Origin of the sequence: Proteus sp. G2674 (assembly GCF_009915195.1) — a bacterium.
Classification (GTDB): domain Bacteria; phylum Pseudomonadota; class Gammaproteobacteria; order Enterobacterales; family Enterobacteriaceae; genus Proteus; species Proteus mirabilis.
In genome coordinates this window covers 23431-38273 of record NZ_JAABLS010000025.1, presented here as the reverse complement: position 1 = coordinate 38273, position 14843 = coordinate 23431, and the positions used below count along the sequence as shown (strand labels likewise).

The 14843-nt window shown below is 40.6% G+C and carries 12 protein-coding genes; all 12 read right to left on the bottom strand.

Features of this window, described 5'->3' with window-relative positions; all coding sequences use genetic code 11:
* Nucleotides 1-393 precede the first annotated feature (393 nt).
* The 12 genes from ybgE to sdhC all read right to left on the bottom strand — a co-directional run bounded on the left by ybgE (nucleotide 394) and on the right by sdhC (nucleotide 14773).
* Nucleotides 394-678 carry a cyd operon protein YbgE gene (gene ybgE / locus GWI58_RS11925; RefSeq protein ID WP_004244426.1) on the bottom strand — a complete coding sequence of 95 codons (285 nt, stop codon included), beginning with the start codon at nucleotides 676-678 and terminating at the stop codon, nucleotides 394-396.
* Nucleotides 678-791, bottom strand: coding sequence for a cytochrome bd-I oxidase subunit CydX (cydX, locus tag GWI58_RS11920; RefSeq protein WP_004244425.1), 114 nt, complete (start codon nucleotides 789-791; stop codon nucleotides 678-680). Before cydX ends, ybgE begins: the two co-directional genes overlap by 1 nt.
* A 12-nt stretch (nucleotides 792-803) precedes the next feature.
* Entirely contained in the window at nucleotides 804-1961 is a 1158-nt protein-coding gene (gene cydB / locus GWI58_RS11915) for a cytochrome d ubiquinol oxidase subunit II (protein ID WP_110229842.1), read from the bottom strand.
* A 14-nt stretch (nucleotides 1962-1975) separates the two neighbouring features.
* Nucleotides 1976-3544: a cytochrome ubiquinol oxidase subunit I gene (gene cydA, locus GWI58_RS11910; RefSeq protein WP_004252190.1), complete on the bottom strand. Its 1569-nt coding sequence runs from the start codon at nucleotides 3542-3544 to the stop codon at nucleotides 1976-1978.
* 1482 nt (nucleotides 3545-5026) lie between these two features.
* The gene (gene sucD, locus GWI58_RS11905) at nucleotides 5027-5899 is read right to left on the bottom strand and encodes a succinate--CoA ligase subunit alpha (protein ID WP_004244421.1); all 873 of its coding nucleotides are present in this window, start codon (nucleotides 5897-5899) and stop codon (nucleotides 5027-5029) included.
* Nucleotides 5899-7065 carry an ADP-forming succinate--CoA ligase subunit beta gene (gene sucC, locus GWI58_RS11900; protein ID WP_004244420.1) on the bottom strand — a complete coding sequence of 389 codons (1167 nt, stop codon included), beginning with the start codon at nucleotides 7063-7065 and terminating at the stop codon, nucleotides 5899-5901. The genes sucD and sucC overlap by 1 nt, the downstream gene beginning before the upstream one ends.
* A 161-nt stretch (nucleotides 7066-7226) precedes the next feature.
* The gene (gene odhB / locus GWI58_RS11895) at nucleotides 7227-8435 is read right to left on the bottom strand and encodes a 2-oxoglutarate dehydrogenase complex dihydrolipoyllysine-residue succinyltransferase (RefSeq protein ID WP_004244419.1); all 1209 of its coding nucleotides are present in this window, start codon (nucleotides 8433-8435) and stop codon (nucleotides 7227-7229) included.
* A gap of 13 nt (nucleotides 8436-8448) precedes the next feature.
* Entirely contained in the window at nucleotides 8449-11253 is a 2805-nt protein-coding gene (gene sucA, locus GWI58_RS11890; RefSeq protein WP_094959912.1) for a 2-oxoglutarate dehydrogenase E1 component, read from the bottom strand.
* A 284-nt stretch (nucleotides 11254-11537) separates the two neighbouring features.
* Nucleotides 11538-12254 (bottom strand): succinate dehydrogenase iron-sulfur subunit, encoded by a 717-nt coding sequence (locus GWI58_RS11885; protein WP_004244417.1) that lies wholly within the window; start codon nucleotides 12252-12254, stop codon nucleotides 11538-11540.
* Between the two features lie 34 nt (nucleotides 12255-12288).
* The gene (gene sdhA / locus GWI58_RS11880; RefSeq protein WP_004244416.1) at nucleotides 12289-14055 is read right to left on the bottom strand and encodes a succinate dehydrogenase flavoprotein subunit; all 1767 of its coding nucleotides are present in this window, start codon (nucleotides 14053-14055) and stop codon (nucleotides 12289-12291) included.
* Nucleotides 14055-14399, bottom strand: a complete 345-nt coding sequence (sdhD, locus tag GWI58_RS11875) for a succinate dehydrogenase membrane anchor subunit (protein ID WP_161769195.1) — start codon at nucleotides 14397-14399, stop codon at nucleotides 14055-14057. The genes sdhA and sdhD overlap by 1 nt, the downstream gene beginning before the upstream one ends.
* Nucleotides 14393-14773, bottom strand: coding sequence for a succinate dehydrogenase cytochrome b556 subunit (gene sdhC, locus GWI58_RS11870; protein ID WP_123059542.1), 381 nt, complete (start codon nucleotides 14771-14773; stop codon nucleotides 14393-14395). The genes sdhD and sdhC overlap by 7 nt, the downstream gene beginning before the upstream one ends.
* Between the last annotated feature and the right edge of the window lie 70 nt (nucleotides 14774-14843).

Here is a 14843-nt window from a genome sequence, read left to right as displayed (position 1 = left end):
CTTATTACTGGTTTTTTATTAAAATCAATTAATTATCTAATACAGGTGTTTCATGCAAGTAATACCACTGCCATTGACAATCTAGAGACGCGCGTCTCAAAACCACCACAGATTGACGGGTGAGAATCTTCTTATTTTCATAATCAACTCTCCCCTCTTTACCAAAGAGTTAGATTAGCAAACGCCTCAGCCATAACCTCTTTATGTTTACCATATATACATGCCACCTATTGAATATATGCAAAAAAAATAGACTAATTTATTGATTTTCTAAATTCAAAAAAGGAGAGGATCAGTACAGTAAAAAGTGTGAATTATGTTAACTAATTGATATAAAGAATAAAAATACCTTATTCCCTACTGATATTTCACTGCAGAAATAAGGCATTTTGATTAGAAGAAGAAATAATATAGCCCTACAACTAAAATAATAATGGCGGGAATGGGATGTAATAGATATTGCGCTACAACATGTTTAGGACGATAGGCTAAGCCAAAAACTGCCCCTGCACATACAGCCCAAATCAGTAATATTCCTTGCCAAATCGCTAATGAGCTTGTATTAGCCGCGAATCGACTCGGATCCCACATAACACAAAATGCCATTGCTAGAGCCATGATTAAAACAAGAGCCCTAATTGGGCCCTTGTTAAGTAGTTGGTAACTTTTATCCAACATTATTCTTCACTTTCTGAAGTTTTTTTCGCTTCAGCGTGCTCATAAGCCAGTCCTGCGATCACCGCAATACTACAAGCGAAGAGTGTGCCGAGAAGCCATGCAAAATACCACATTCTCTATGCTCCTTAGTAAAGAGTATGATTATTGCCTTCGATAAATTTCTTATCGAGGCGACCATGCATTTTCCAGTAACACCAGATAGTGTAGAGGAGAACGATAGGTACAAAGATAATCGCGACTACTGTCATCACTTGTAAAGTGAACAGGCTTGAAGTTGCATCCCAAATTGTCAAGCTTACATCAGGGAATGTGCTTGATGGCATAATGAATGGGAACAGGGTTACACCAAACGTTAGGATAACACAAGCAATAGTCAGTGACGTGAACAGGAATGCCCAAGCTCCTTTGTTTGCTTTAGTTGCAACAACCGCTAATAAAGGACTTAACAGACCTAATGCCGGTAAGATCCATAAAATAGGATAGTTGTTGTAGTTCGTCATCCAAGCGCCAGCTTCGTGAGAAACTGTTTTCAACAACGGAGAAGAAGGACCCGCAGTATCAACCGCACTAGTGATAATAAAGCCATCAATACCGTAGATTAACCACACGCCGGCTAATGCAAAAGCAATAAAAGTGATTAAAGAGGTAATGTAAGTTGCTTTACGAGTACGCTCATGCAGCTCACCGGTAGTACGCATTTGAAGATAGCTAGCACCCTGTGCCACAATCATCATTAAGCTAATAACACCAGCTAATAAACCATATGGGTTTAATAGGCTTAACAGGTTAATTAGTGCGTTAGTTGTACCATTATAAGATACACGTTGCATGCTATCGACTTCTAATGGAACACCTTGTAACAGGTTACCAAAAGCAACACCGATAACTAATGGTGGAACAAAGCTACCAATAAAGATACCCCAATCCCACATACCACGCCATTTTGATGATTCTAATTTAGAACGGTAGTCAAAACCTACTGGACGGAAGAATAATGCCGCCAGTACGAAGATCATACCAAAATAGAAACCAGAAAATGCCGCAGCATATACCATTGGCCATGCAGCGAATAATGCACCACCGGCAGTGATTAACCAAACTTGGTTACCATCCCAGTGAGGTGCAACAGAGTTAATTAAAATACGGCGTTCTGTGTCATCTTTTGCAATGACGCGCAATAACACACCAACACCCATATCAAAACCATCGGTGACCGCAAAGCCGATCAGTAAGATACCAATCAGTAGCCACCAAACAAACCGCAATACTTCATAATCAAACATAGTGGACTCCTGTGTTACTTACTTTGTGCAGAAGAAGCTGTCTTCTGTTCAAAGTGATAGCGACCCGTTTTCAGACTACTTGGGCCAAGGCGACCAAATTTGAACATCAGGAACATTTCGGCAACGAGGAACAGAGTATACAGACCGCAGATAAGTCCCATAGAAACGAGAATATCAGCCTGTGTCAGTGAAGAAGTTGCTACAGCCGTAGGCAAGATTTCACCAATCGCCCATGGTTGACGTCCATATTCTGCAACAAACCAGCCCGCTTCAACAGCAATCCATGGTAATGGAATACTAAATAGCGCAGCACGCAGTAACCATTTGTAGTTACCGATACGATTAGACAGAACAGTCCAGAAGGAGATCGCAACAACCAATAACATCAGGAAGCCAGCAGCAACCATGATACGGAATGACCAGAAAAGTGGTGCGACGTTAGGAATAGAGTCTTTTGCAGCTGACTTAATTTGTTCTTCAGTTGCATCAGAAACATTTTCAGTATAACGCTTCAATAATAGACCGTAGCCTAAGTCTTTTTTAGACTCATTGAATGCAGCTCGTACGGCAGGATCAGTATTACCTGAACGTAGTTCAGTTAATAGGTCATACGCCTTCATACCATTACGAATACGCACTTCATGCTGGCTCATCAGATCATGCAGACCTAATACCGGCGTATCAAAAGAGCGCGTTGTGATGATCCCCATTACATATGGAATTTCAATAGCAAATGAGTTTTCCATTTTTTCTTGATTAGGGAATGCAATCAAGTTAAAGGAAGCTGGCGCAGGCTGTGTATGCCACTCACCTTCAATGGCAGCCAATTTGGTTTTTTGTACGTCACCCATTTCATAACCAGATTCATCACCCAGTACGATAACAGATAATACCGCTGCGATACCAAAGGTTGCCGCAACAGCGAAAGAACGTTTTGCAAAACCGATATCACGACCTTTGAGTAGGTAGTAAGAGCTGATACCTAAAACAAAGAATGCACCAGTACAGTAACCTGCAGCAACGGTGTGAACAAATTTCACCTGAGCGACTGGGTTTAAGACCAGATCAGCAAAACTCAACATTTCCATTCGCATGGTTTCAAAGTTGAAGTCTGCAGCAACAGGGTTTTGCATCCAACCATTTGCGACTAAGATCCACAGTGCAGAGAAGTTAGAACCAAAGGCAACTAACCAAGTTACCATTAAGTGTTGCTTCTTGCCTAAACGATCCCAACCGAAGAAGAATAATCCGACGAAAGTTGATTCTAAGAAGAATGCCATCAGACCTTCGATTGCTAAAGGCGCACCGAAGATATCACCAACGTAATGAGAGAAATATGACCAGTTAGTACCAAATTGGAACTCCATGGTCAAACCAGTTGCGACACCCAGAGCAAAGTTAATACCGAATAACTTACCCCAGAACTTTGTCATATCTTTGTAAACTTGTTTACCTGACAGGACATATATCGTTTCCATGATTGCCAGCATAAACGCCATACCGAGCGTTAATGGGACAAACAGGAAGTGATACATCGCTGTTAAGGCAAACTGTAACCGTGACAGTTCGACAATATCAAACATCTTGACTCCTTGCTCCTAGCAGGAAGACACCGACTTGCGGCAACCCGACTTTAATTAATAAATAAAGCCTCATAACTACCAGCAATAAATGCCTCTAAAAACAACAACGAATATTAAAGACCAAAAACACAATACCTTACAAATAGTACGCCTATATTTACATATAATAAATATATTTTGCGTGACCCAGATTTGAATTCTGAGCTTAGGTCAACAATACGACTTTTAGGTTAGTAACAGCATATTTGATCGTGTGCCAATTTAAGCATATTTAGAAAATTTTTCCACAATTAATAACTTGACCCACATCAAAAAAACACTTTAATGTTAACTAGTTGCGAATAAATTACCCAATAGTTACCGTAATGTTAATTTACTGTTGGTTTTATTTTTAAGTATAATTTACCTCCCATTAATTTCCATAATAAAATTAACTTTTTATTTTCATAAATACATTTAAATAGTCATATTTAGCTGTATTTCATTAATTCTAATATTAAAAACATTTTTTTTCAGGTAAAAAAGGGATATTTAAAAAAATAATCTATTAATTAATAAGTTGAAAATAAATTTTTAATTTTTTATCTTTTTTAATTTAGTTTTATCGAGCGAACCTAAAACATAAATAAACTCTTATAATGATAATCTTTTTTTAATACAAAGTTTAATTTAGGATAAATAATGTATCTATCCATTGAATAGAAATAACTCATACACTCTATAGCAATCATACCTTAAGCCATAAAAATAAATAATATTTCTTTGCAAAACAACAATATACAATCATTTTATTTTTAAATATGGATAGCAAAATGGCATAACTGTATTGAAGAATGATTATTTGTAAGCTTTATCTCTAAAGTTTAGCTGATAGTTGATAGTTTAATGTTATTTTAGAAGGTCGGTTTTTTAGCATGGTTACTCTGCTACTCATTAAACTTCTCTTTCGAGCATTATTGTATCTATAATACATTTTTCACTATGAAACCTTCACCATACTGCAATAGGGCAAGGTTGTGCCCTTCCAATAATACTAACAAATGATAATAATTGAGGGGGGTTATCTGCTAATAAGGTATCGTTAAACAATATAAATTAACTATAGTAAATCTTATACACATAGTATTAATGAATAAAAATTATACTAAAAGTATCCCTTTTTTTGCCTTCCCCTACTCTTCATATCAGTTAGGCTGAGCAAAACAAATTCCGCATTTTTTAGCAAACCAGGGCTCAGGTATTCTTGTTTAGCGCCATATTTTCGTTATTGCTGTGTTTAAATCACTATTTAACACACAAAAAATGAAATAAAAATATATTTAAAAACAATTAGATGAGATAAAATCGAACAAAAATACAAGTGACTACTTGCTGACAGCACCTAAAGGCGCCATAAAATAGAACAATAAAAAATGCCAATCTCCAGTTTGATCAGAGATTGGCATGATATGTAGTTTTAACTAGAAGTAATTAACAAAAATGTTACTTATTTAATAGCGATTTAACAGCATCACCGATATCAGCTAAACTACGTACTGTTTTAACGCCAGCGGCTTCTAATGCGGCAAATTTCTCGTCAGCAGTTCCTTTACCACCAGCAATAATGGCGCCAGCATGCCCCATACGCTTACCTTTAGGTGCTGTAACACCAGCAATATAGCCTACAACAGGTTTGGTAACGTGATCTTTGATATAAGCAGCTGCTTCTTCTTCTGCTGTACCACCAATTTCACCAATCATAACAATTGCTTCTGTTTGCGGATCTTCTTGGAATAGCTTCAGAATATCAATAAAGTTCGATCCCGGAATTGGGTCACCACCGATACCAACACAGGTTGATTGACCTAAACCAACGTCAGTAGTTTGTTTTACTGCTTCATAAGTTAAAGTACCTGAACGAGAGACAATACCTACTTTGCCAGGTAAGTGAATGTGACCAGGCATAATACCAATTTTGCACTCACCTGGAGTAATAACACCCGGACAGTTAGGGCCAATCATGCGAACACCAGCTTCATCTAATTTTACTTTTACAGTCAGCATATCCAGCGTAGGAATACCTTCTGTAATTGTAATAATTAGTTTAATACCTGCATCAATAGCTTCTAAAATAGAGTCTTTGCAAAATGGTGCTGGTACATAAATAACCGTCGCCGTCGCCCCCGTTGCTTCCACTGCTTCACGTACAGTATTAAATACAGGTAAGCCTAAATGTGTTGTACCACCTTTACCCGGTGTAACCCCCCCCACCATTTGAGTACCGTAAGCAATAGCTTGTTCGGAGTGGAAAGTTCCTTGGCTTCCAGTGAAACCTTGGCAAATAACTTTAGTGTTTTTATCGATTAAAATAGACATTATTTTGCCTCCGCTGCTGCAACAACTTGTTTAGCGGCATCCGTTAAGCTCTTAGCAGCAATAATATTTAAACCGCTATCTGCTAATTTTTTAGTGCCTAACTCTGCATTGTTTCCTTCAAGACGAACAACAACTGGTACGTTAACACCGACTTCTTCAACTGCACCAATAATACCGTCTGCAATAAGGTCACAACGTACAATGCCACCGAAAATGTTGACTAATACAGCACTGACATTTTCATCTGACAAAATAATCTTAAATGCTTCTGTAACACGCTCTTTGGTTGCCCCTCCCCCAACATCAAGGAAGTTAGCAGGTTCACCGCCATGCAGTTTAACGATATCCATGGTTCCCATAGCTAAACCAGCGCCATTAACCATACAACCGATATTGCCATCGAGTGCTACATAATTTAATTCCCATTGTGCCGCTTGCGCTTCACGTGGATCTTCTTGTGATGGATCATGCATTTCACGCATTTCCGGTTGACGGAATAACGCATTACTGTCCACACCTAATTTACCATCAAGACAAATCAAATCATCATCTTTGGTGATCACCAATGGGTTGATCTCAATAAGCGCTAAATCACGCTCTAAGAAGATCGTCGCTAATCCCATAAATATTTTAGCAAATTGACTAACTTGTTTGCCTTTTAAACCGAGTTTGAAGGCTAATTCTCGTCCCTGATAAGGCATAGGTCCTGTCAGCGGATCAATAATGGCACGATGAATAAGCTCTGGCGTCTCTTCCGCCACTTTTTCAATTTCAACGCCACCTTCAGTGGAAGCCATAAAGACAACACGACGGGTACCACGGTCAACAACAGCACCAAGATAAAGTTCTTTAGCAATATCTGTTGCAGCTTCAACCAAGATTTGTGTTACTGGTTGGCCATTAGCATCTGTTTGATAAGTTACTAAACGTTTGCCTAACCATTGTTCAGCAAATGCGCGGATCTCTTCTTTTGAGTTGACGACTTTTACGCCACCCGCTTTACCACGTCCACCCGCGTGAACTTGACATTTAACAACCCAAGGGCCTTGGCCAATTTTTGATGCAGCTTCTTCTGCCTCGCGCGGCGTGGAGCAGGCGAAACCAGCAGGTGCTGGTAATCCATACCGTGAGAAAAGCTGTTTTGCCTGATACTCGTGTAAATTCATGATGTTCTATCCATAATCTTGTTGAAAGTCGGACTTTCTTATTTTTTTGACTATAAGCCAGAAAAATCTGGCTTCACGAACACACTGTACTTCTTTGATGTTTGTGTATGTTGCTGTAGAGGCAGGAGGAGCATCTCCTGCCTAAAAGCGATATTTATTACCTACACATCCAGTAATAAACGGGCAGGATCTTCTAGCATTTCTTTAACGGTCACTAAGAAACCGACAGACTCACGGCCATCAATTAAACGATGGTCATAAGAAAGTGCTAGATACATCATAGGTAGAATAACAACCTGACCATCAACTGCCATTGGGCGATCTTTAATCGCATGCATACCCAAAATAGCACTTTGTGGTGGGTTGATAATCGGTGTTGACATTAATGAGCCAAAAACACCACCGTTAGTAATAGTAAAATTACCGCCTGTTAAATCTTCAACGGTTAATTTACCATCACGGCCTTTCACTGCTAATGCTTTGATATTTTTCTCAATATCCGCCATGCTCATCGCATCTGCATCACGTAATACCGGTGTTACCAGACCACGAGGTGTTGATACGGCAATACTGATATCAAAATAGTTGTGGTAAACCACATCAGTACCATCAATAGACGCATTGACTTCTGGATAACGTTTTAACGCTTCCACTACCGCTTTAATGTAGAAAGACATAAAGCCTAAACGTACACCGTGGCGTTTTTCGAATGCTTCACCATATTGCGCACGTAAATTTTTAATAGGCTGCATGTTGATTTCGTTAAACGTTGTCAACATGGCGGTAGTATTTTTCGCTTCTAATAAACGCTCTGCAACACGTTTGCGTAAACGTGTCATTGGTACACGTTTCTCACTACGATGCGATAATGGAGCTTGAGAAACTTCAGCGGTGGCTGCTGTTGCTGATTTATTATTAGCAACATGGCTTTCAATATCTTGACGAGTTAAACGTCCACCAACACCACTGCCTTTTACATCTGCTGGATTAATATCGTGTTCAGCGACTAAACGACGTGCTGTCGGGCTAAGAGCATCATTGCTTTCTTTCGCAACAATATCCGCACTTTGACGTTGCGCAGGCGTCGTATCTTGTGCAGGTTTCACATCCGCAGGAATACCAGTGCTATCACCAAGACGAATACGTCCTAATAATTGACGTGAACCTACCGTAGCGCCTTCTTCTTCAAGAATGCTATCCAGCACCCCAGCTTCACTCGCCGGTACTTCTAACACAACTTTATCTGTTTCAATTTCAACCAGCACTTCATCGCGTTGAATGCTATCACCAGGTTTTTTATGCCAAGTTGCGACTGTCGCGTCAGCAACTGATTCAGGGAGATCCGGTACTAGAATATCTACACTACTCATTTTCTATCCTTATTTATTCAACTTTCAGTGCATCTTCAACCAGAGCTTTTTGTTGCTCCTGATGAACAGAGGTATAACCAACAGCTGGAGAAGCTGATGCAGGACGACCTGCATAACGTAATGTTGCGCCAGTAGGAATAGCATCACGGAAGTTATGCTGACTACAATACCAAGCGCCCTGATTTAACGGTTCTTCTTGACACCAAATAAAATCTTTCACATGAGCATAAGGTGCCAAAATCTGTGCCATATCATCATGAGGGAATGGATATAGCTGTTCAATACGAATAATCGCAACATCTGTTTGCCCATTAGCACGACGTTGTTCTAATAAATCGTAGTAAACTTTCCCTGAACACATCACGACACGTTTCACACCCGCTGGATTTAATTCATCTAACTCACCAATTACAGGTAAGAATTTACCATCCGCTAATTCATCTAAGCTTGATACTGCTAATGGATGACGTAACAGTGATTTAGGTGACATAACGATTAATGGGCGACGCATACCACGTAACGCTTGGCGACGTAACATATGGTAAACCTGCGCCGGTGTGGAAGGCACACAAACTTGCATGTTTTGCTCTGCACATAATTGCAGATAGCGTTCCAAACGTGCAGATGAGTGCTCTGGACCTTGGCCTTCATAACCATGAGGTAACAGCATGACTAAGCCACACATACGACCCCATTTTTGCTCACCAGAGCTAATAAATTGGTCGATAACCACTTGTGCTACGTTAGCAAAGTCACCAAATTGCGCTTCCCAAATAGTCAGCCCGCGAGGCTCAGTAGTGGCATAACCATATTCAAATGCTAATACCGCTTCTTCTGTTAAGACAGAATCCCAAACATTAAATTGACCTTGGGCGTTATGAATATTGGCTAATGGTACATAAACTGAACCATTGGTTTGATTGTGAATAACCGCGTGACGATGGAAGAATGTGCCACGGCCTGCATCTTCACCAGAGAGGCGAATAGTAATACCTTGATCCACTAAAGTGGCATACGCTAAGGTTTCAGCCGCCCCCCAATCGAGTAATTTTTCGCCTTCAGCCATAACAGCACGATCGGCATAAATTTTCTCGACGCGAGATTGCATTGCGATTTCAGAAGGTACTGTGCTGACACGGCGCGCTAAATCTTGTAAGCGTGATTTTTCGACTTTATGCGGATACTCTTCATTCCATTCATGGTTTAAGTAAGGTTCCCATGTATAAGAATGTAGCCCCATAGGACGATACTCTTCAACGACACAATCACCACGATCGAGAGCATCACGATAGAGATTAACTAACTCAGTAACATCATTAGCTTCGATTAAACCTTGCTCTACTAACTTATCAGCATAGATCTTACGAGGTGTTGGATGTTTTTTGATTTTTTGATACATCAATGGCTGAGTTGCATTTGGCTCATCCGCCTCGTTATGTCCATGACGACGATAACAAACAAGGTCAATCATCACATCACGCTTAAAGGTATTACGGAAATCCAACGCTAAACGGGTGACGAAAGCTACCGCTTCAGGATCATCTGCATTTACGTGGAAAATAGGCGCTTGAACCATTTTCACAATATCAGTGCAGTATTCTGTTGAACGGGCATCTTTAGGATTTGATGTGGTAAAACCAACTTGGTTATTAATAACGATACGAACCGTACCACCAACTTCATAACCGCGAGCTTGTGACATGTTCAGTGTTTCTTGAACAACACCTTGCCCTGTCACTGCTGCGTCACCATGAATAGTGATCGGAAGAACCATATTACTGCGCGCTTCATCTAAGCGGTCACGACGAGCACGGACAGAACCGATAACAACCGGACTCACAATTTCTAAGTGAGATGGGTTAAAGGCTAAAGCAAGGTGAACTTGAGCACCTTCTGTTGCAAAATCAGATGAAAAGCCTTGGTGATATTTAACGTCACCAGTTCCCAAATGCTCTTTGTGTATACCCGCAAATTCATCAAATAAATCTGCCGGTTTTTTCCCTAAAATATTAACCAGAACGTTTAAACGTCCGCGGTGAGCCATGCCAAGTACCACTTCACGGGTATCTTGTTTCCCTGCATGACGAATTAAGTCTTTTAACATTGGGATCAGAGCATCCCCACCTTCTAAAGAGAAACGTTTTGCTCCTGGGAATTTAGCCCCTAAGTAACGTTCTAACCCTTCAGCTGCAGTCAGTTCTGCTAAAAAGCGAATTTTCTCTTCTTTAGTAAATTGGTCTGCAACATTGACAGATTCTAAACGTTGTTGGATCCAACGTTTTTCTTCTGTATTGGTAATATGCATATATTCAGCACCGATAGAACCGCAGTAAATACGTTTCAGTGCTTCATAGATATCACCGAGTTTCATGGTTTCTTTGCCGATAGCAAAAGAACCAACATTAAAGGTTTCTTCAAAATCTTCTTTGGTGAGATTATGGAAAGCAGGATCTAAATCTGGAACAGATTCTCTTTTCCATAAACCAAGCGGATCGAGATTAGCATTTTGATGACCACGAAAACGAAACGCATTAATGAGCTGCAAAACTTTAACTTGTTTTGAGTCCATTGCAGGATCGCTTACCGAGGTATGATATCGAGTGGATTCTTTTGCGAGGCGTCTGAAGTAGTCGCGGGTTTGAGAATGCGACTGTTCTGCGCCTTGACTTACGGGTAGTTGTTGAAAGATTTCTCTCCAACTTTCGTCAACAGAGTTTGGGTCAGTTAGGTAATCTTCATAGATTTCTTCTATGTAAGACTGATTCTCTCCTGCTAGAAATGTGGAATCTAGCCAGTCCTTCATTGCGCCGTTCTGCATTATGATCCCTTAAGCTATACAGCTTTAGTTCGCCGTGGATAACTAGTACCGTTATTAAACGGTGTCGATTGCAAGGTTCTCTTATGACCCGCTATCTCGCAGGTTCTTAAAATATTGGAGTTTTTCACTCTCAAGGAACCTTTAAATACTGTCTAACAGTGTTTAAAGGTGCCTCCAAAAACCGCTATCAAGACAAACTTATACAAATACACAGACTACTTATTGCAAACGTCTAACTTAATTTTTTCATTAACCGCCCTAACTATTTTAGGGCGGTTATTAATTTATGCACTATGTTTTAGCAACATTGATTTAATATGACCAATCGCTTTAGTCGGATTTAACCCTTTTGGACATACGCTGACACAGTTCATAATACCGTGACAACGGAATACACTAAACGCATCACTTAAATCATCAAGACGAGATTCTGTTTCAGTATCACGACTATCAATCAAGAAACGATACGCTGCTAACAGTCCAGCAGGTCCGATAAACTTATCTGGATTCCACCAGAATGACGGGCAAGATGTTGAACAACAAGCACAAAGAATACACTCATAAAGTCCGTCAAGTTTTTCACGTTGTTCTGGTGACTGTAGATTCTCACGAGCCGGAGGATTTTTGTCGTCGTTAATCACATAAGGACGGATCTTCTCGTACTGCGTATAGAATTGAGTCATATCCACTATTAAATCACGAATAACCGGTAGACCTGGTAACGGTCTGATCACAATTTTCTTACTTCCTTTCTGTAAAGATGAAATAGGTGTGATACATGCCAAACCATTTTTACCATTCATGTTCACTCCATCGGAGCCACATACACCTTCACGGCAAGAACGACGGAATGATAATGTAGGATCTTTTTCCTTTAATTGAATTAATGCATCTAGCAACATCATGTCACGCCCTTCGGGTACTTCAAGCGTGTAATCTTGCATACGCGGCGCATTATCAACGTCGGGATTATAACGATAAATTGAAAATTCAAGTTTCATAATTCAGTCTCCGCAACTTCAATAACACCGCTAATTAATATGTACGCACTTTTGGAGGGAAAGCCTCACGCAGTTTCGGCTGCATATTGACTTTACGTCGTGTCATTGTTTCGGTTTGCGGTTGATATAATGTATGGCATAACCAGTTTTCATCATCACGATCAGGGAAATCGAAACGGCTATGTGCACCACGACTTTCCGTACGGAAATTAGCAGATACCGCTGTGGCATAAGCTGTTTCCATCAAGTTATCTAACTCTAAGCACTCAATACGCTGTGTATTAAATTCACTTGAATTATCATCGAGTCGGGCATTTTGCAGGCGTTCACGGATCACTTTCAGCTCTTCTAAGCCCTTCGCCATTGCATCCCCTTCACGGAAGACCGAGAAGTTATGTTGCATACAAGATTGTAATGCTTTACGGATCTCAACCGGATCTTCGCCTGAACGATTATTTTCCCAACGATGTAAGCGTGTTAATGCAGCTTCAACATCAGAATCGCTGGCATCACGCATCGTGCCCTGCTCCATCAAAGACTCTTTTAAGTGAACACCCGCAGAACGACCAAATACCACAAGGTCAAGCAGTGAGTTACCACCTAATCGGTTAGCACCATGGACAGATACACAAGCAATTTCACCCACAGCAAATAATCCTGGGATCACTTCATCTTCGCCTTTCTCATTCATGCGAATAGCTTGTCCGGTAACTTTAGTTGGGATCCCCCCCATCATATAGTGACAAGTAGGAATAACCGGAATAGGTTCTTTAACTGGGTCAACATGAGCAAAGGTACGAGAGAGATCAAGGATACCCGGCAGACGAGATTCCAATACTTCTTTACCTAAGTGGTCGAGTTTCAGTTTGGCATGAGGTCCCCATGGTCCATCGCAACCACGGCCTTCACGGATTTCAATCATAATAGAACGTGCAACCACGTCACGACCTGCTAAATCTTTAGCATTTGGTGCATAACGTTCCATAAAGCGTTCGCCGTCTTTATTCAGTAGATAGCCACCTTCACCACGGCAACCTTCCGTCACTAACACCCCAGCCCCTGCGATACCTGTTGGGTGGAATTGCCACATTTCCATATCTTGTAAAGGCACACCCGCACGAACTGCCATACCAACACCATCACCCGTATTGATATGCGCATTAGTTGTTGATTGGTAAATACGCCCCGCACCACCTGTCGCTAAAATGGTGGCATTGGCTTTAAAATAAACAACTTCACCTGTTTCAATGCAAATAGCGGTACAACCAACAACATCACCGTCTTGGTTTTTAACTAAATCCAGCGAATACCATTCAGAAAAGATAGTGGTATGATTTTTTAAATTTTGTTGATACAAAGTATGTAATAGTGCATGGCCTGTACGGTCAGCAGCGGCAGCAGTACGGGCAGCTTGTTCACCACCAAAATTTTTCGACTGACCACCAAATGGGCGTTGGTATATCCGTCCATCATCAAGACGAGAGAAAGGAAGTCCCATATGTTCCAGCTCTAAAATAGCTTCTGGACCGGTTTTACACATATATTCGATAGCATCTTGGTCACCGATATAGTCGGAACCTTTAACAGTATCGTACATATGCCATTCCCAGTTATCCTCATGGGTATTGCCTAAAGCAACTGTAATACCACCTTGAGCGGAAACAGTATGAGAACGAGTAGGAAAAACTTTTGAGATTAGTGCACATGACAGACCCATTTGAGAAATCTGTAAAGCGGCGCGCATACCTGCACCACCAGCACCAATTACAACTGCGTCAAATTCTCTAACTGGCAGATTCATTACACACCCCACACCACAATTGTTCCATAAATAAGATAAACCAACAGCGCAACGACAATAATAAGTTGTAACGTCAAACGTAATGCTATTGGCTTAATATAGTCCGTTAACACTTGCCACATTCCAATCCATGCATGAATTAGAATAGAAAGTAGCGTTAATAGGGTAAAAACTTTGGTTAGAGAGGAGCTAAAGAATCCACGCCAAACTTCATAGGTAATATCAGTTGTTGCAACAAAACCAACAAAATATAAAACATATAAGAAAATAATGATGGCAGTTGCACGTAGGAATAACCAATCCTGTATGCCTGTACGGCCTAAAGTAGAAGGATTACTTACCATACTAATACCCCCGCCAATATTGATAAAATAACGGTAATAATCATTGAAATTGCCGCAGAACGACGACCAACAACCAATGTTTCATCAATAAAGCCGAAGTCCATTAACATATGACGAATACCACCACAAATGTGATATGCCAATGCTGTTAGGATGCCCCATAAAATAAACTTCGCGAAGAAGCCAGTCATGATATCAGCGGCTTGCTGAAAACCTTCGGGAGATGAGAGAGAGGTGCCAAGTAACCACAGTAAAATACCAACTGCGACTAACATGATAACCCCTGAGACACGATGCAAGATCGATGCGATAGCAGGGAGTGGAAACTGTATCGTCTGTAAATCCAGATTGACAGGTCTTTGTTTTTTCACAATTTATGCCCACACAGCTTTTATAATTTTTCCTTCCTCCGGACCTGGATGGAAATTAAGCAGCGAATGGGGT

What these genes read in the sequence shown, in the direction of transcription:
- ybgE (WP_004244426.1), bottom strand. Translation starts at nt 678, where the DNA reads ATGTTGGATAAAAGTTACCAACTACTTAACAAGGGCCCAATTAGGGCT.
- cydX (WP_004244425.1), bottom strand. Translation starts at nt 791, where the DNA reads ATGTGGTATTTTGCATGGCTTCTCGGCACACTCTTCGCTTGTAGTATT.
- cydB (WP_110229842.1), bottom strand. Translation starts at nt 1,961, where the DNA reads ATGTTTGATTATGAAGTATTGCGGTTTGTTTGGTGGCTACTGATTGGT.
- cydA (WP_004252190.1), bottom strand. Translation starts at nt 3,544, where the DNA reads ATGTTTGATATTGTCGAACTGTCACGGTTACAGTTTGCCTTAACAGCG.
- sucD (WP_004244421.1), bottom strand. Translation starts at nt 5,899, where the DNA reads ATGTCTATTTTAATCGATAAAAACACTAAAGTTATTTGCCAAGGTTTC.
- sucC (WP_004244420.1), bottom strand. Translation starts at nt 7,065, where the DNA reads ATGAATTTACACGAGTATCAGGCAAAACAGCTTTTCTCACGGTATGGA.
- odhB (WP_004244419.1), bottom strand. Translation starts at nt 8,435, where the DNA reads ATGAGTAGTGTAGATATTCTAGTACCGGATCTCCCTGAATCAGTTGCT.
- sucA (WP_094959912.1), bottom strand. Translation starts at nt 11,253, where the DNA reads ATGCAGAACGGCGCAATGAAGGACTGGCTAGATTCCACATTTCTAGCA.
- GWI58_RS11885 (WP_004244417.1), bottom strand. Translation starts at nt 12,254, where the DNA reads ATGAAACTTGAATTTTCAATTTATCGTTATAATCCCGACGTTGATAAT.
- sdhA (WP_004244416.1), bottom strand. Translation starts at nt 14,055, where the DNA reads ATGAATCTGCCAGTTAGAGAATTTGACGCAGTTGTAATTGGTGCTGGT.
- sdhD (WP_161769195.1), bottom strand. Translation starts at nt 14,399, where the DNA reads ATGGTAAGTAATCCTTCTACTTTAGGCCGTACAGGCATACAGGATTGG.